Annotated in this window: 18 protein-coding genes; 14 read left to right on the forward strand and 4 right to left on the reverse strand. The window is 41.0% G+C overall.

Annotated features, from left to right (window positions below; all coding sequences use genetic code 11):
• Positions 1-27 precede the first annotated feature (27 nt).
• The 8 genes from ABXT41_RS03050 to nqrM are packed head-to-tail and all read left to right on the forward strand — an operon-like array spanning position 28 to position 7262.
• A complete protein-coding gene (locus tag ABXT41_RS03050; protein ID WP_415391353.1) occupies positions 28-1401 on the forward strand; it encodes a Na(+)-translocating NADH-quinone reductase subunit A in 1374 nt (457 codons plus the stop codon).
• A gap of 2 nt (positions 1402-1403) precedes the next feature.
• A complete protein-coding gene (locus ABXT41_RS03055) occupies positions 1404-2606 on the forward strand; it encodes an NADH:ubiquinone reductase (Na(+)-transporting) subunit B (RefSeq protein ID WP_415391354.1) in 1203 nt (400 codons plus the stop codon).
• Positions 2599-3369 carry a Na(+)-translocating NADH-quinone reductase subunit C gene (locus ABXT41_RS03060; RefSeq protein ID WP_415391355.1) on the forward strand — a complete coding sequence of 257 codons (771 nt, stop codon included), beginning with the start codon at positions 2599-2601 and terminating at the stop codon, positions 3367-3369. The genes ABXT41_RS03055 and ABXT41_RS03060 overlap by 8 nt, the downstream gene beginning before the upstream one ends.
• 14 nt (positions 3370-3383) lie before the next feature.
• A complete protein-coding gene (locus tag ABXT41_RS03065; protein WP_415391356.1) occupies positions 3384-4037 on the forward strand; it encodes an NADH:ubiquinone reductase (Na(+)-transporting) subunit D in 654 nt (217 codons plus the stop codon).
• Positions 4037-4654 (forward strand): NADH:ubiquinone reductase (Na(+)-transporting) subunit E, encoded by a 618-nt coding sequence (gene nqrE / locus ABXT41_RS03070; RefSeq protein WP_415391357.1) that lies wholly within the window; start codon positions 4037-4039, stop codon positions 4652-4654. The genes ABXT41_RS03065 and nqrE overlap by 1 nt, the downstream gene beginning before the upstream one ends.
• A 22-nt stretch (positions 4655-4676) precedes the next feature.
• Positions 4677-5900, forward strand: coding sequence for an NADH:ubiquinone reductase (Na(+)-transporting) subunit F (gene nqrF / locus ABXT41_RS03075; RefSeq protein WP_415391358.1), 1224 nt, complete (start codon positions 4677-4679; stop codon positions 5898-5900).
• A 40-nt stretch (positions 5901-5940) separates the two neighbouring features.
• The gene (locus ABXT41_RS03080; RefSeq protein WP_415391359.1) at positions 5941-6996 is read left to right on the forward strand and encodes an FAD:protein FMN transferase; all 1056 of its coding nucleotides are present in this window, start codon (positions 5941-5943) and stop codon (positions 6994-6996) included.
• Positions 6997-6998: 2 nt separating this feature from the next.
• Positions 6999-7262, forward strand: a complete 264-nt coding sequence (gene nqrM / locus ABXT41_RS03085; RefSeq protein ID WP_415391360.1) for a (Na+)-NQR maturation NqrM — start codon at positions 6999-7001, stop codon at positions 7260-7262.
• Between the two features lie 36 nt (positions 7263-7298).
• Here nqrM and ABXT41_RS03090 read toward each other — a convergent pair whose 3' ends face one another.
• Positions 7299-8552: a LysM peptidoglycan-binding domain-containing protein gene (locus tag ABXT41_RS03090; protein ID WP_415391361.1), complete on the reverse strand. Its 1254-nt coding sequence runs from the start codon at positions 8550-8552 to the stop codon at positions 7299-7301.
• 161 nt (positions 8553-8713) lie between these two features.
• Complete coding sequence (gene gloB, locus ABXT41_RS03095) at positions 8714-9481, reverse strand: hydroxyacylglutathione hydrolase (protein WP_415391362.1); 768 nt, start codon at positions 9479-9481, stop codon at positions 8714-8716.
• Between the two features lie 149 nt (positions 9482-9630).
• Between gloB and ABXT41_RS03100 the strand changes: the two genes are divergently transcribed.
• The 3 genes from ABXT41_RS03100 to dnaQ all read left to right on the forward strand — a co-directional run bounded on the left by ABXT41_RS03100 (position 9631) and on the right by dnaQ (position 11709).
• Complete coding sequence (locus ABXT41_RS03100) at positions 9631-10425, forward strand: class I SAM-dependent methyltransferase (RefSeq protein WP_415391363.1); 795 nt, start codon at positions 9631-9633, stop codon at positions 10423-10425.
• A gap of 79 nt (positions 10426-10504) precedes the next feature.
• A complete protein-coding gene (gene rnhA / locus ABXT41_RS03105) occupies positions 10505-10942 on the forward strand; it encodes a ribonuclease HI (protein ID WP_415391364.1) in 438 nt (145 codons plus the stop codon).
• A gap of 41 nt (positions 10943-10983) precedes the next feature.
• On the forward strand, positions 10984-11709 hold the full coding sequence (gene dnaQ, locus ABXT41_RS03110) for a DNA polymerase III subunit epsilon (RefSeq protein ID WP_415391365.1): 726 nt from the start codon (positions 10984-10986) through the stop codon (positions 11707-11709).
• Between the two features lie 36 nt (positions 11710-11745).
• Here the strand turns inward: dnaQ and nhaB are convergent, their stop codons facing one another.
• A complete protein-coding gene (gene nhaB / locus ABXT41_RS03115) occupies positions 11746-13254 on the reverse strand; it encodes a sodium/proton antiporter NhaB (RefSeq protein ID WP_415391366.1) in 1509 nt (502 codons plus the stop codon).
• Between the two features lie 270 nt (positions 13255-13524).
• Here nhaB and sohB point away from each other — a divergent pair, with 270 nt between their 5' ends.
• The 3 genes from sohB to ABXT41_RS03130 all read left to right on the forward strand — a co-directional run bounded on the left by sohB (position 13525) and on the right by ABXT41_RS03130 (position 15435).
• Entirely contained in the window at positions 13525-14550 is a 1026-nt protein-coding gene (gene sohB, locus ABXT41_RS03120; protein ID WP_415391367.1) for a protease SohB, read from the forward strand.
• A 127-nt stretch (positions 14551-14677) separates the two neighbouring features.
• Entirely contained in the window at positions 14678-14956 is a 279-nt protein-coding gene (locus tag ABXT41_RS03125) for a BolA family protein (RefSeq protein ID WP_415391445.1), read from the forward strand.
• A gap of 56 nt (positions 14957-15012) precedes the next feature.
• Positions 15013-15435, forward strand: coding sequence for a DUF4399 domain-containing protein (locus ABXT41_RS03130; RefSeq protein WP_415391368.1), 423 nt, complete (start codon positions 15013-15015; stop codon positions 15433-15435).
• 48 nt (positions 15436-15483) lie between these two features.
• On the opposite strand, the gene ABXT41_RS03135 is transcribed toward ABXT41_RS03130, so the two are convergent.
• A complete protein-coding gene (locus tag ABXT41_RS03135; protein ID WP_415391369.1) occupies positions 15484-16632 on the reverse strand; it encodes an aminotransferase class V-fold PLP-dependent enzyme in 1149 nt (382 codons plus the stop codon).
• Between the last annotated feature and the right edge of the window lie 24 nt (positions 16633-16656).

Consider the following 16656-nt stretch of genomic DNA (forward strand, 5'->3'; position numbering starts at 1 on the left):
AAAAAATAGCTTTTTAGGTTTTATTCTATGGTTAATATTTCTCGGGGTTTAGATATTCCTGTACCGGGTGCCCCTGAACAAGTTATACACAAAGGGCCTATCATTAGATCTGTTGCTGTCATTGGCGATGATTATATTGGTATGAAGCCTACGATGTCGGTTAAGGTCGGTGATAGAGTTAAACTTGGCCAGCTACTTTTCTCTGACAAGAGAACCGAAGGTGTGCTCTATACCTCACCTGCTTCCGGTGTTGTTGCTTCTATTAATCGCGGAGAACGTCGTGTTTTTCAGTCCATAGTTATTGATGTAGATGTAGATGGAGATGAGCAGGAAAAATTTACACAGTATGCCTCTGCGGAGCTACCGTCTTTACCTAGGAGTAGCGTAGTTGATAATTTGGTTTCATCTGGTCTATGGACATCATTGCGGACTCGACCATATTCCAAGGTTCCGTCTCCCTTTTCTGGGCCACCCAGCTCAATTTTTGTTACTGCTATTGATACAAATCCATTAGCGGTAAATCCTGATGTGGTTATTGCTGAGAGAGAAAAAGACTTTGAAGATGGATTGCTGGTGTTGGAGCGCCTTACAGAGGGGCCAATTCATCTTTGTATTTCGGATGATGCAACAATTTCTGGAGAACACCTGAATGGCATTCAACCACAAAGGTTTAGTGGTCCTCATCCATCCGGGCTTGCTGGCACACACATTCATTTTATAGATCCTGTTAGCGCTAAAAAAACTGTATGGGTGATAGGCTATCAGGATGTGTTGGCTATAGGTGCATTATTTACTACTGGCCGTATTGATACTCGAAGAGTGGTAGCTTTGTGTGGCCCTCAAGCTGTTAATCCGCGCTTAGTGCAAACCCGCATTGGTGCAAATATCAATGAATTGATCGTTAACGAGACCGACGGGGGAGACAATCGAGTTATCTCCGGATCTTTGTTATCAGGTCGTATTGCATCTACCGGGCATGCCGGCGGGGCTCTTTCTTTTTTGGGCCGCTATCATACTCAGGTTGCTATAATCCTCGAAGGATATCAGCGTGAATTTTTGCGCTATCTTTCTTTGGGCGTTAAGCGACATTCGGCCATGCCTATTTACCTTTCTTCTTTGGGTTCAGTTCAAGAAAAAAACTTGAGTTTCAGCACAAATACAAATGGAAGCGAGAGAGCCATGGTGCCTATTGGTAATTACGAAAAGGTGATGCCTTTGGATATACTTCCCACACAGCTCTTGCGCGCTTTAATTGTTGGTGATACGGAAATGGCGCAAAAACTCGGCTGCCTGGAGCTTGAAGAAGAAGATTTGGCTCTTTGCAGCTATGTTTGTGTTGGGAAATATGAATATGGCCCAATCCTGAGAGACAGTCTGGCACGTATTGAGAAGGAGGGCTGATAGTGAAAGTATTGCGTAACTATCTAGATAGAATTGAACCGCATTTTCATAAAGGTGGAAAATTAGAAAGCTGGTTCGCCCTTTATGAGGCTGTCGATACAATTTTTTATTCACCAGGATCCGTCACGAAAAATGGTTCGCATATTCGCGATGGTATTGACTTAAAACGAGTAATGATAACTGTTTGGCTTGCCGCATTTCCGGCAATGTTTTACGGAATGTATAATCTTGGTTTTCAGGCAAATACAATTCTTGCTGCATCGGAAGCAACCTATGTAACTGACTGGCATGAAGCTATTATCACATTATTTGCCGGACATGATCCTTCGAGTATCTGGGATTGTATGTTTTATGGCGCAGTCTATTTTGTCCCCATTTATATGGTGACGTTTATAGCAGGAGGTTTCTGGGAGGTTGTTTTTGCCTCTGTGAGGGGCCATGAAATTAATGAAGGGTTTTTTGTAACCTCTATTCTGTTCGCTTTAATTTGCCCCCCAGATATACCATTATGGCAAGTAGCTTTAGGGATAAGTTTTGGTGTTGTTATTGGTAAGGAAGTTTTTGGAGGGACAGGAAAAAATTTCCTCAATCCTGCGTTAACAGGACGCGCCTTTCTTTTCTTCGCATACCCTGCTGAGCTATCAGGGGATGCTGTCTGGACTGCTGTTGATGGTTATACAGGCGCAACAGCACTTTCGGTTGCCGCTAACTATGGCATTGAAGCGGTGCAACAAAACCTTACTTGGTTCGATGCATTCATTGGTAATAAACAGGGCTCAATTGGTGAAACATCCACTCTCGCGATTCTTGTCGGCGCTGTCGTTTTGCTTCTCACAAGAATTGCAGCTTGGCGCATCATGCTGGGGGTCCTTATTGGCATGATTTTCCTATCTACGTTGTTTAATTTTATTGGTTCAGACACAAACCCAATGTTTAGTGTTCCTTGGCACTGGCATTTGGTTGTTGGCAGTTTTGCTTTTGGGCTGGTTTTTATGGCAACAGACCCTGTGTCAGCATCCATGACAGATACAGGGAAAATTTGGTATGGTCTGTTGATTGGGGTAATGACTATATTGATTAGGGTTGTTAATCCTGCTTACCCTGAAGGAATAATGCTGGCGATATTGTTCGCTAACTTATTTTCTCCTCTCATTGATCATTTTGTGGTTGAAGCTAACATCAAAAGGAGAATAGCTCGTGGCTAGCAATAACTCTACTTTAAAAACTATTAAAGTTGCCTTAGTGCTTTGTATTGTTTGTTCGGTGATTGTGTCTACAGCAGCTGTCTTGTTGCGACCAGCTCAGCAAGCTAACAAGGATCTTGATCGAAAAACAAATGTACTTGCTGCTGCAGGAATGTTGCAAAAAGGCGATGACGTTAATGCAAAATTTGCCAGTATAACTGCTCGAGCGGTCGACTTGGCCACAGGAAAATTTACCGACGCAGTAGATCTGGATAGCTACAACCAACGAAAAGCCTCCAAGGATCCCGAGTTATCTGTTGACCTTGGAGATGCTGATATTGCTAAGATTGGTCGCCTTCCTAAGTATATGATTGTATATGTTGTAGAGGGAGACGCAGGCTTAGAAAAAATTATTTTACCTATAAAAGGATACGGCCTTTGGTCAACATTGTATGGGTTTGTTGCCTTAGAGGCTGACTTAAACACTGTTGCTGGGCTTGGTTTCTATGAGCATGCTGAAACCCCCGGTCTGGGAGGTGAGATCGATAATCCATTGTGGAAAGCACAATGGATAGGTAAGAAAAGTTACGATGCAAACAATAAGCAAGCATTGACCGTTGTTAGAGGCAAGGTAGACCTGAGTCGATCTGAATCAATACATGAAATAGATGGTTTATCTGGAGCAACTTTAACAAGCCGCGGGGTAGATAACCTAATAAAATTCTGGATGGGTGAAAATGGATTTTCTCCGTTTCTCTCCAATCTGCGCGCAGGGGAGGCTTAATCTTGGCTAGTAAAATGAGTGACATCCTATTAAAACCAATTTTTAATGAGAATCCAATTGCGCTTCAGATTTTGGGAATATGCTCTGCGCTGGCTGTAACCTCTAGCCTGAAGGTTACCATGGTTATGTGTATTAGCTTAACGGTTGTGACAGCAATCTCATGTATGCTGATATCGCTGATAAGAAATCAAATTCCAAGCAGTATTAGAATCATCGTACAGATGACCATCATAGCTTCTGTGGTTATTCTTGTTGACCAGGTGCTTAAAGCCGTAGCTTATGATATCAGCAAGCAGCTTTCTGTATTTGTTGGGTTAATTATCACTAATTGCATTGTTATGGGGCGAGCTGAAGGTTATGCAATGAAGAATCCGCCTGTAAGTAGCTTCTTGGATGGAATTGGAAATGGCCTTGGGTACAGTGTAATATTATTAGCGCTAGCGTTTATCCGAGAGCTATTTGGAACAGGCAATCTATACGGCTTTGAGATCTTCTCTTTAGCTAGCAATGGAGGCTGGTATGTACCAAACGGGCTGCTTCTTTTGCCACCAAGTGCTTTTTTCTTAATTGGTCTTTTTATTTGGGGTTTAAGGGTTTGGAAGAAAGGCCAAGTTGAGGCTCCTGATTTCAAGATTGCGCCAAATTCGTCTAAGGAGGAAGCTGCCTGATGGAGCATTATTTAAGTTTATTTGTCCGGTCTGTTTTTATTGAAAATATGGCTCTGTCTTTTTTTCTGGGGATGTGTACATTTTTAGCCATTTCTAAGAAGGTTCAAGCTGCCATAGGTCTTGGTATTGCTGTCATTGTAGTTTTAGTGGTAACTGTACCTGCCAACTATTTGATATTTAAATACTTACTAACCGAAGGTGCCTTAACATGGACTGGTATAGAAGGTATGGATAAGGTGGATTTGAGTTTTCTTGGGCTGTTGAGTTATATCGGTGTTATCGCTGCTATTGTTCAAATTATGGAAATGTTTTTAGATAAATACGTTCCGGCTCTTTACAGCGCTCTCGGTGTCTTTTTGCCGTTAATAACCGTTAATTGTGCAATTTTAGGCGCGGCTTTGTTTATGGTTGAGCGTGACTATGACTTAGCTGAGAGCACAGTATACGGATTAGGTGCTGGCTTTGGTTGGGCGCTAGCAATTGTGGCGCTTGCTGGTATACGCGAAAAACTTAAATATAGCGATGTGCCTGAAGGCCTTCAGGGCTTAGGAATTACTTTTATAACTGTTGGCCTCATGTCGTTAGGCTTTATGTCTTTTGGTGGAATAGACCTTTGATAGCTGTGGAGAAAAAATATTTATGAACTTAGAGATTTTGCTTGGTGTTGGAATGTTCACAGCTGTTGTATTAGCTCTGGTTGCTTTTATTTTGGCTGCTCGAGAGAAGTTGGTCAGTACAGGGCTGGTTACAATTGATGTTAATGGCGAAAAAGATATTACTGTTCCATCTGGTGATAAATTACTATTAACCCTCTCTAATGCTGGTTTATTTCTTGCATCTGCATGTGGCGGCGGCGGTACTTGTGCTCAGTGCAAGTGTATTGTTACTGAAGGCGGCGGTTCTATGCTGCCAACTGAAGAGTCTCACTTTTCTAAACGTGAGGCTAGCGAGGGATGGCGGTTGTCTTGCCAGACCGCTGTAAAGCAGGACATGAAAGTTATTGTTCCAGAAGAGGTCTTTGGTGTTAAGCAGTGGGAATGTACCGTTGAAGCCAATCCTAATGTTGCCACTTTTATTAAAGAGTTGACCCTCCGCTTGCCTGATGGTGAAAGTGTTGACTTTAAAGCTGGCGGTTATGTCCAGCTAGAATGCCCCCCACATCATGTTAAATACAGTGATTTTGATATAGAGGACGAATATCGAGCTGATTGGGATCGTTTCGGATTTTTTAAACATGAATCTATAGTTAATGAGTCTGTGATCAGAGCTTACTCAATGGCCAACTATCCGGAAGAAAAAGGAATAGTTAAATTTAATATTCGATGTGCAACGCCGCCTCCTGGAACAGAGGGTATTCCACCCGGGGTTATGTCCTCATGGGCGTTCAACTTAAAGCCTGGTGATAGGGTTAATGTCTTTGGCCCATTTGGTGAATTCTTTGCTAAAGAGACCTCAACCGAAATGGTTTTCATTGGGGGAGGCGCAGGAATGGCGCCAATGCGATCACATTTGTTTGATCAGCTTCGTCGATTAAAAACTGATCGTAAGATTTCATTCTGGTATGGCGCTCGTTCAATGCGCGAATGTTTTTATAATGATGAATACGATACTCTTGCCGGAGAAAATGATAATTTTGAATGGCATCTAGCTCTTTCTGACGCGCAACCAGAAGACAAATGGGACGGACATAAAGGATTTATCCATCAAGTCCTTTATGAGAACTATTTAAAGGAGCATCCAGCACCTGAGGACTGCGAATATTACATGTGTGGCCCGCCCATGATGAACTCGGCTGTCATCTCCATGTTGCTTGATCTTGGGGTTGAGAGAGATAATATATTCCTTGATGATTTTGGTGGGTGACCATTTAGTGCATAAAATGCTTCTAAGGACTATAAAATTAGTGAAAACGGGGCTTAGCGCCTCGTTTTTTTTAAAAATTCCCCACAATCAAGCTATGTTCTTACTTCCAGTTTTCTTTTTTATAGGCCTTGTTGGCTGCGCTAATCCTCCAGAAGAATTAGTCTATTCTGGCGAAGTTATGGGTACAACTTATCAAGTCAAGATAGTCACAGCAGATAAACTTCTTCCGAGAAATACAAGAAAATTAATAGATGATCAGTTGCAAAAAATTAATAAGATATTTACAACATATAACAAAAAATCTGAGCTTATGCTTTTCAATGATTCTCTAATAAATCAACCTCAAACTGTTTCTCCAGAAATGATATATGTGTTATCAATAGCTCAGGATATTTTTGTTTTGTCTGATGGATATTTTGATCCAACTGTGTCCTCGTTAGTAGATCTTTGGGGATTTGGTCCTCAAAAATCTAAGGATGTTGTTCCGTCCCGCGAGCTGATCGACAACCTTCTTCCGCTCATTGGATTTGATAAGCTTGCTATAGATAAGAAAAAATATTTAGCAACACGACTTGGTGATATTAAAATTGATCTTTCAGCTATAGCAAAAGGTTATGCTGCAGATACTGTCGCTGAATTACTGAATTCATTGGGGGCAAAAAATTACCTAATAGAGGTAGGTGGAGAGCTGCGAATCCAGGGAGAAAGATTAGATGGTAAAAGTTGGCGTATTGCCATTGAAAAGCCCTCTTTTATGCAGGATGGTGTACAGCAAGTTATCCAGATAAAGGATTCTGGCGTAGCAACCTCTGGGGATTATCGAAACTACTTTGAAAAGAATGGCAAGAGGTACTCTCATACTATCGACCCACGAACAGGCTACCCTATTACACATAAACTAGCCTCAGCTACCGTTATTGCTAAAAGTGCTGCTGAAGCAGACGCCTTAGCTACAGTTATGATGGTTTTGGGGCCCGAAAAGGCCCTTGTTCTTGCTGAAGATAATAGTATTCCAGCATATTTTTTGGTGAAGAGGTTAGATAGTTTTGATGTTGTTTATTCTTCGGCTTTTTCCCCTTATTTACTTGGAGAATAATTATGCTCGAGTCGTTACTTGCATTTTTTGTTTTGGTGCTAATTATGGCAGGCATGGCTGTTGGCGTAGTTCTGGGAAAACCCCCCTTAAAGGGATCTTGTGGTGGCATAGGTGCAGCTTTAAATGAAAGTGACTATACCTGCGATTTGTGTGGAGATGACCCAAACAAATGCGATGAATTATTTCAAGAAAGTAAAGAAAAGATAACAAAAAATAGCGATATTAGTCTGGCTTACGATGCCTCCAGTCAGGCTAAAGAAAAATAGATTTTTGATCCCATAAAATTCAGCCAGCCAAGCAGTTTAGTTGATGCTTATTTTTAGCTCTTTTCCAATTTTAAGCGGCTTTTTAAGATTTATGTCGTTCCATGCAGTAATATTTTTTACTGAGATGTTGTATTTTTTTGCAATTTTCCATAAAGAATCACCACTTTTCACTCTATGGGTGACTGAACTTGAATCAAGTCCAGTCCCAGGCAGTTTTATCTTTTGGCCAACTTGAATAATATGTCTGCGAATGGTGTTGCTGCGAATTAAAGACTCGGTACTCAGGCCATTTTTGAGAGCTATCTCCGAAAGAGTATCCCCTTCTTTGACTGTGTATATATTTATTGGGTACCACTCTTCCTTAGGGGTTTCTTCCAGAGAAATCAAAAAGATTTCTTTTGACTGGAGAGGTAGCAGGAGTGTCTGAGGGCTTTCTGGATGAGTTACTCCTAGCTTGTAACCTGGGTTGAGTAGGCGCATTTCGGTAACGTCTACACCGGCCATCCTAGCTGCTTGTGAGATGTCTATCTGGTTAACTAAGTCCATGCTTGTAAAATAAGGCTGATCAATAAGGAGCGGTAGATCAATATTGTATTTTTTTGGATTAGCCACCATTCTTGATAGCATTAATAGTCGAGGGACATAAGATTTCGTTTCTTTTGGTAGTTCTAATGACCAAAAGTCAGTAGGCCTTCCTTTTTTTTCATTTTTCTTTATAGCTTTTTTCACTTTCCCTTCGCCGCCATTATAGGCCGCTATAGCCAGCAGCCAGTCCCCATCAAAGCGCCGGTATAAATACTTCAGGTAAGCTATTGCAGCACTTGTGGATGCAATAGGATCAAGTCGAGCATCATACCAAGTATCTCTTTTTAATCCATATCGTCTAGCTGTAGCTGGAATAAATTGCCATAAACCAGATGCATATTTGTGTGAATGAGATAAAGGATTGTACCCACTTTCGATTGCCGGCAAGAGAGCAAGCTCCAGTGGAATATTATTGGCTTCTAGTTCACCAATAATATGATGCATATAGCGGCTGCCATTTGCTGTTATTTGGTTAATGTAATTTTGCTTGTTTTGATTCCAGTGCTTCTTTTTGCCTAGCTCCGGATGACTGTAGTGCTGATGAAGATCTAAGCCTTGTCTTAGTCTAACCCATAGATCTTTTTGTGCTGGCAAGATTGAAGTAGGGGGTGCTATTTTAACTTCAGCGCTAATAATTTTTGTATCTGGAAGGCGGCTAACTTCCTCTATCTGCTGATGATGACCGCATCCTGAGATAAGAAGCATTAGACATGCTGTAAATGTTGGTATTTTTAAGTGCATTGTCACTTGTGAAACTTAAATGAAAGGCATTGCGAATGATTTTTAATTGTATCTGTCATATCAACATCAATCAATTCTTGATGTTAATATGACTCTTTATTTTTACTCTATAAGAATATTAACCCTTAGTAGCTGTCTTTCCATTTACGGATAGCTGCAAATGTCTCCTCTGTAGAAAGATATGCCTTTTTGCTATATTTTTTTGCAGCATTTTGGATTGTTTCTTCAGCGGCTCTTAAGAAAGGGTTGGTGGACAGCTCTAGCCCTATTGTTGATGGTATTGTCGGCTTATTCTGAATACGCAACAGCCTTATTTCTTCTGCATATTTTTGCAAGGATTTGTTTTCTGGCTCCACTGTCATGGCAAAACGCGTGTTAGTTTCTGTGTATTCGTGCCCACAATAAATCTTTGTTTCAGGAGGAAGGGAGGACAGCAAGGAAAGAGATCTAAACATTTGTTTTGGAGTGCCTTCAAATAATCTACCACATCCATTTGAAAATAGTGTATCCCCGCAAAACAATATAGCTGCATCAGCAGAATAATAAGCGACATGATCCAGCGTATGGCCTGGTATACTTATGACTTGGAATGTGTGGTTAGCTATATTTAGGGTATCCATGTCCCGAACTACTCGGGTTACTTGCTTTATTCCTTCTGGTCCATAAACCGGCACTGAGTAGTGATTTAGTAGCTCGTCTGCACCACCAACATGATCTGGGTGATGATGTGTAATTAAAATACCATCCAATGAAAGTCCTAGCACATTAAGCTGTTTTAGCACTGGCGCTGAATCACCAGGGTCAACAACGTAAGCAGACTTGGTGCCCTCTGGTTGAAGAAACCAAATATAATTATCTCTGAATGCCCGAACGGTGTGAATGAGAAACGACATGACTAGACCCTAACATTATTTTCATTTGTATAGGATCTGCATAATAAACTATTAAAAGAAATGACTATAGGCAATAATAAAAAATTAGACTTTATTGTAAGTTTAAATAAAATAAACTCGGGCCCCCAAAGAGGTTTTTAGTGTTTAAGATGTTAAGCATATTAAAGGTAGCCAGAAAATTTTTAGACAAAAATAAGCAAATACCTCCATTGCCTGAGTCACAAGATCACTTTAAAAATTGGACTGCAACAAAATATGGGAAATATATTATTCAGGAAGAAAGTAGTGCGCTGAAAAATATTTTGCCAGACATTAACTCTCACAGGATGATGCAATTAGGATTGGTATCTCAGCTGAACTTGTCTTTGAGGTCGAACCATCTGCATAGTTTTTCATTTGGCCCGCTAAATACAAATATTTTAAATAGCGCTGTTTCAGATTTTGATACGCTTCCATTACCGTCGGAAACGATTGATACTGTTTTTCTTCATCATGCACTAGAGTTTTCACAGCACCCCCACGAGGTTCTAAAGGAGGCGTCCAGGGTGTTGAAGCCATCCGGTTATATCGTAATGATAATTTTTAACCCTGTAAGTATGTTTGGCTTGCTAAAATTCCCTGTTCGTCTGTTTTCTTCTAATGCAGTATGGCGCCATCATGGGCTTCGGCGAGGACGAGTATTAGATTGGCTGAAGCTCTTAAGTATAAGGCCTACTAAACCATTGCCTAGGGATTGTCCTCCCCCTTGCAGTTATTCTAGTCGCCGGAATGCAGATGGGCTCTTGGCTAGAATTTCAAATAAGTATCAGATGTTCTTTGGGGCGTTCTATATTATTGTTGCAAAAAAATATGTTTCTCGAGCAATATTTTCTGAAAATACAAGTTGGGAATCTTTGAGCATTCCAGTCACGGCTTCCACTAAAAAGTCCTCAGTGAATTCCTGAGGATTTCAGCATGAGATGCTGAATTTGGCTGTCGTCTTTGAGAAAATAATTTTTGATAGCAAACTCCAGGAGAAGGTAATTGAAGGAAGTTGAAATTTTTACTGATGGTGCATGCAGAGGAAATCCGGGGCCTGGCGGCTGGGGGGCACTATTAAGATACGGCGACAATGAAAAAAAAATTTATGGGGGCGACCGCCTAACAACAAATAATAGAATGGAGCTGATGGCTGCAATAGAAGCTTTGGCCTCACTAAAAGAGACCTCGAGGGTCGTTCTGACAACAGATTCTCAATATGTGCGCCAAGGAATAACAAGCTGGATGGATAACTGGAAGAGACGTGGGTGGAAGACGGCTAATAAGAAGCCAGTTAAAAATGTTGACCTGTGGCAGCGTCTTGAGAAAGAAGCCAGTTCTCATGAGGTTGAATGGATGTGGGTTAAGGGGCACAGTGGTCATCGAGAGAACGAGATGGCAGATCAGTTGGCAAACCAGGGGATAGACGAGCTAAGTAGCTAAGTTTAAGTTTAATCTATTTAAGCCTGTTGAGGGTAACCACCATGACAAGACAGATTGTATTAGATACAGAGACTACCGGTTTAGAACCAAGCGAAAATCATCGAATTATTGAAATTGGTTGCGTTGAGTTGATTGACAGAAGAATGACTGACCGCCATTATCATCAGTATATAAATCCTGAAAGAGAAATTGACCAAGGCGCTGTCAATGTACATGGAATAACAACTGATTTTCTCACAGATAAACCCACTTTTTCATCGATATCCCATGAGTTTTTAGAATTCATTAGTGGCGCCGAACTGATAATTCATAATGCACCATTTGATGTCGGGTTTATTGATCACGAGCTAGCGAAACTAAAAGGAAAAATTACATCTGTTGTTAATATTTGCGATGTTGTAGATACGTTAGTAATGGCGCGCCAACGACACCCTGGGCAAAGAAATAACCTAGATGCTCTATGCAAGAGATATTTTGTTGATAATTCGCAGCGTGAGCTTCACGGTGCTTTACTGGATGCGGAAATATTAGCAGACGTTTACCTGCTGATGACAGGAGGCCAGATTGATTTTGTTTTAGGTAGCCATGGAAGCGCACGCGAAGGCATAGTGGAAAATGATATACGCCGATTAAATCCCGATCGATCCCCCCTCAAGGTTATTCGGGCTAGCGAGTGTGAGGTTGTGGCCCATAATGAAAAATTATCTAGAATTAATGAAGCCAGTAATGGTAGATGCCTATGGTTAGAAGCTAGAGATATTATCTGACATCTCTAGCTTCTAGTATGCTGTATCCATTCTTCCTTACAGCAGGTAAATGACTGCTAGGCAGCCAACCGTAGACAGAACTATAGTGTAAGGTAGGGCCATCATTACCATTCTCCCATACGAGAGCCTAATAAGAGGTGCTAGCGCTGATGTTAGTAAAAACAAGAATGCAGCCTGACCATTCGGTGTTGCGACGCTAGGAAGATTTGTCCCTGTGTTTATTGCTACTGTCAGCAGGTCAAAGTGTTCTCTAGTGATTGTTCCTGCATCCAATGCGGCTCTAACTTCGTTGATATAGACAGTCGCTACAAAGACATTATCGCTAATTGCAGAGAGTATACCGTTAGCCGCAAAAAACATTACCGGTTGAACGCTTAGCTCCATTGCAAGCACAGCATCTATAACTGGTTTGAATAAGTGCTGATCGTGTATGACAGCAACAATAGCAAAAAACACCACAAGCAATGCTGTAAAAGGTAATGCTTCCTCGAAAGCATGACCAAGGCGATGTTCTTCAACGATACCGTTAAAAGCCGTAAGTAGCACGATAACTGATAAACCAATGAGGCCGACAGGCGCTAAGTGAAGCGCCAGGCATGCAACTAGAAACAGCGCAACTAGGGCCTGGATTATCAATGTGGCCTTATGTTTCGGAGTTAATTTTTTGGATTCTTCGATATCAAATTCTTCCAGCACAGTCCTTACTGTATTGGGAAGTGTAACGCCATAACTAAACCAACGTAATTTCTCTAAAAGAACACATGTAATAAGACCGCAAACTAAGACGGGCATTGTGACAGGAGCCATAACCATAAAAAATTCTATAAAATTCCAGCCAGCCTTTTCGGCTATCAGTAGATTTTGTGGTTCTCCCACCAATGTAGTCACACCACCCAATGCAGTTCCTACCGCCCCATGCATAATCAAGTTGCGCAGGAAGCTCCGAAATGTTTCAAGATCCTCTTGATTTTTGTCTAGCACGACCGTATCGTCGGAGTGGTCATGCTTTTCGTTATGCTGTAGATTTTTTCCAGAGGCCACTTTGTGGTATACAGAGTAGAATCCAATTGCAACACTTATGAGCACAGCAGTTACGGTTAATGCATCCAAAAAAGCTGACAAAAAAGCTCCTGCGAAACAAAACAAGAGCGATAAAAGTGCTTTGGATTTTACTTTAATGAGAATTTTTGTGAAGGTGTAGAGTAACAGATCTCGCATGAAGTAGATCCCTGCAACCATGAAAATAAGCAATAAGAGCACTTCAAAATTACCATGAGCTTCATGGTAAATTGTTTCAGGGCTCGTCATCCCTAATGCCACAGCCTCTATGGCTAGTAAGCCTCCTGGTTGAAGCGGATAGCATTTTAATGCCATCGCTAAACAAAAAATAAATTCTATTATTAAACACCAGCCAGTGATGAAACTTCCAACGCTGAAAAGAAGTATAGGGTTTGCAACTAAAAAGGTTAAAATTGTATATTTATACCAATCTGGCGAAGCTCCTAAGAAATTTTTACCATAGGCTTGCAGTGTTGATTGAGACATATGACCCCCCAAATTTTATTTTTATAATTATGAATTTTTTTTATTAAGATAATAGATAGATTAGCATTTTTGTGGGTTGATGCCATAGCAGTCATTGATGGAAATTACCAAAGAGTTTGATGGATAATGAATACTTTGTGTTTTATCTGCTGGATTTCAAACGATAGCAGTCAATTTGGGCACTACTTAATGTAATTTTTTACCACCATAGTGGTACACTCAATAAAATTTTTTGGGTTTGTATGCTTCAAGAATAAGAGAGGAATAGAATTGGATTTTTTATTTGAATACGCCATATTTCTGGCAAAAACAGTTACTTTTGTGATAGCCGGATTGGTTTTGTTGGTTGCTGTAGCGAGTCTGGGGTCCAAAGGCCGCCGAAATAACAAGGGCCAGTTGCAGGTTACTCACTTGAACGAAGCTATGGATGCAGCTAGTAATATTTTGGCAGCATCTATACTTAATGATTCTGAAAAAAAAGAGGTCAAGAAGTATAAAAAAAATATACTTAAAAAATCAAAAAAATTAAAAACCTCCAAGAAAAGAATTTTTTTACTTGATTTTGATGGTGACGTGAAAGCATCTGCAGCGACAAATCTTCGTGAAGAGGTTACTGCAGTGTTAAATCAAGCTAGACCTGAAGATGAAGTAGTTGTTCGACTTGAAAGTATGGGGGGAATGGTCCATAGCTATGGCTTTGCGTCGAGCCAGCTTCACAGGATTAAGAAAAAATCTATACCTCTAACTATCTGTGTGGATAAGGTCGCTGCAAGTGGCGGATATATGATGGCCTGCGTCGCAAATAAAATATTTTGTGCACCTTTTGCTTTTATTGGCTCGATAGGAGTGGTCGCACAGCTACCCAACTTCAATCGTTTGTTAAAAAAACATGATATTGATGTGGAGCTTCACACAGCGGGTGCATACAAACGAACGCTCACTATGTTTGGTGAGAACACTGCGGAAGATAGGGAGAAATTTGTAGAGGATTTGGATAAAACTCATGAATTGTTCAAAAACTTTGTATCGGAGCATAGGTCTGGGGTTGACATAAATACTATAGCTACTGGTGAGGTTTGGCTGGGTACCGACGCTAAGCTGAAAAACTTGGTCGATGATATAATGACTAGCGATGAGTATCTTATGGATAGGGCGTCTGATGCAGAAATTTATAAAGTAAAATATATACATCATAAGAGCTTGCCAGAGAAAATGGGGTTGGCTGCAGAGGGCAGCGCCGACAGATTATTGCTAAAGTGGTGGAACAGGTTGCGCTCGAATCAATCTTTCTTTTAAAATCTGTGGTTAGGGGATAGTTTATAGTTCGTATTCATCGTGATTTACGTTTAGTATAATCATTAATAACCACCTCGATTTAATATATTTTATGACATTTTATCAGGCCATCCAAAACAAATTAGAGGTGTCTTTGACCCCTTCATTTTTAATTATAGAGAATGAAAGTCATAAGCATTCTGTTCCAGTGGACTCAGAAACACACTTTAAGGTTGTTATAGTAAGCAGTGATTTTGACAAGAAATCTCCTGTTCAGCGTCACCAGTTAGTTTATGCATTGCTTGCACATGAGCTTCAGTCTGGCCTGCACGCCTTGTCCTTGAATACATACACACCGCAAGAATGGACGTCTGTTGAAAAGACAATGGATTCTCCAAACTGCATGGGTGGGAGCTGGCCGGATTAGAGGTTCTTATAAAAAGTATTCAGATTATTAAATTTTTACTACTGGGGTATAGATAGATGAAGCATACAAATCGGCTACTGGCACTTATTTTTTTCTTTTTTTCAGTTTTAGCTTATGCAGACAGTCAGTCTCTTGATGCGGGTACCGAGGTTTACATTATATCTCCAGCCGATGGTTCCGTTAACACTAGTCCAGTCAGGGTTAGATTTGGGCTTTCAGGAATGGGTGTCTCTCCAGCAGGGGTCAAGGTTAACAATACAGGCCATCATCACTTGCTGATTGACGTAGACACACTACCAGATTTTAATACACCGATACCTAGTGACGAGAAGCATCGGCATTTTGGTTTAGGCCAAACAGAGACCGTTATCAACCTGTCTCCTGGGCACCATACTTTGCAGTTGATGCTCGGTGATTACTCTCATATCCCGCATAAAAAACCAGTCATATCAAAAAAGATCAGAATAGAGATAAAATAAAGGGTATTTTCTCGATATAGATTTGTATCGAAACCACACTGCGTTTAATTATCTGCGAAGGACACCCTCTAAGGCTAGCTCTAGATGACCCACGGTCCTTTCTATATTATGCAGTTTATCCAAACCAAATAAGCCGATTCTGAAAGTTTGGTAATCTTTCCCTTCGTCACACTGTAGGGGAACTCCAGCAGCTATTTGAACACCTTCAGCCATGAATTTTTTCCCGTTATGGATGTCTATGTCATCGGTATAGCTGACAATAACAGTTGGCGCTTGAAAACCTTCTGCAGCGACACTCTTGAACCCTTGAGACACCAGCAGCTCTCTAACTTTTCTTCCAAGATCTTGCTGTTCTTGCCTGACTTTTTCAAATCCATAGACTTCTGTTTCTTTCATAGCGTCATTGAATTTAAGTAATGCATCAGTTGGCATAGTTGCATGATAAGCATGACCTCCATTCTCGTAAGTCTCCATGATTTGTAGCCATTTACGAAGATCACAGGAAAAACTAGTACTTGTAGTTTTTTCGACTTCTTCTCTGGCCTTGTCGCTTAGCATCACAAGGGCGCTACAAGGTGACGCACTCCATCCTTTTTGAGGGGCGCTAATTAGAACATCAACTCCACACTGCTTCATATCGATCCACAGAGCGCCAGAAGCAATACAGTCCAGGACTAATAGTCCCCCGACTGAATGAATGGCCTCCGCGATAGACGATATGTAGCCATCAGGAAGAATCATACCCGCTGAGGTCTCCACATGAGGGGCAAAGACTATAGCGGGTTTACTGGCTTTTATTTGACGAACAACCTCTTCTATTGGGGCCGGAGTCATCGCTAACTGCATGGTAGCGTTAATTTTTTCGGAATCAGTAGGTCTTGCCTTCAGTACAGTTATTTCAGAGGCAATTGAACCCATTTCAAGGATTTGACTCCAGCGGTAACTAAACCAACCATTCCTTATAACTAAACATTTTTTGTTAGTAGCAAACTGCCTGGCTACTGCCTCCATGCCGTATGTTCCGCCACCCGGTACCACCACAACAGATCGTGCGTTATATACATTTTTTAATGTACGTGAGATATTAACCATAACTTCCTGGAAACGCCTCGACATATGATTTAGAGAGCGATCAGTAAATACTACTGAGTACTCCAATAGTCCATTTGGGTCTGTGTTAGGGAGTAAGCTGGGCATATGCAATCCTCATGATCAGGAAGT

It is taken from the genome of Porticoccus sp. Uisw_050_02 (assembly GCF_047729555.1).
In the GTDB taxonomy this organism is placed as follows: domain Bacteria; phylum Pseudomonadota; class Gammaproteobacteria; order Pseudomonadales; family Porticoccaceae; genus Porticoccus.

What these genes read in the sequence shown, in the direction of transcription:
- ABXT41_RS03100 (WP_415391363.1), top strand. Translation starts at nt 9,631, where the DNA reads ATGTTAAGCATATTAAAGGTAGCCAGAAAATTTTTAGACAAAAATAAG.
- ABXT41_RS03130 (WP_415391368.1), top strand. Translation starts at nt 15,013, where the DNA reads ATGAAGCATACAAATCGGCTACTGGCACTTATTTTTTTCTTTTTTTCA.
- ABXT41_RS03090 (WP_415391361.1), bottom strand. Translation starts at nt 8,552, where the DNA reads ATGCTTCTTATCTCAGGATGCGGTCATCATCAGCAGATAGAGGAAGTT.
- dnaQ (WP_415391365.1), top strand. Translation starts at nt 10,984, where the DNA reads ATGACAAGACAGATTGTATTAGATACAGAGACTACCGGTTTAGAACCA.
- ABXT41_RS03050 (WP_415391353.1), top strand. Translation starts at nt 28, where the DNA reads ATGGTTAATATTTCTCGGGGTTTAGATATTCCTGTACCGGGTGCCCCT.
- nqrM (WP_415391360.1), top strand. Translation starts at nt 6,999, where the DNA reads ATGCTCGAGTCGTTACTTGCATTTTTTGTTTTGGTGCTAATTATGGCA.
- nhaB (WP_415391366.1), bottom strand. Translation starts at nt 13,254, where the DNA reads ATGTCTCAATCAACACTGCAAGCCTATGGTAAAAATTTCTTAGGAGCT.
- ABXT41_RS03135 (WP_415391369.1), bottom strand. Translation starts at nt 16,632, where the DNA reads ATGCCCAGCTTACTCCCTAACACAGACCCAAATGGACTATTGGAGTAC.
- nqrF (WP_415391358.1), top strand. Translation starts at nt 4,677, where the DNA reads ATGAACTTAGAGATTTTGCTTGGTGTTGGAATGTTCACAGCTGTTGTA.
- ABXT41_RS03065 (WP_415391356.1), top strand. Translation starts at nt 3,384, where the DNA reads ATGAGTGACATCCTATTAAAACCAATTTTTAATGAGAATCCAATTGCG.
- gloB (WP_415391362.1), bottom strand. Translation starts at nt 9,481, where the DNA reads ATGTCGTTTCTCATTCACACCGTTCGGGCATTCAGAGATAATTATATT.
- nqrE (WP_415391357.1), top strand. Translation starts at nt 4,037, where the DNA reads ATGGAGCATTATTTAAGTTTATTTGTCCGGTCTGTTTTTATTGAAAAT.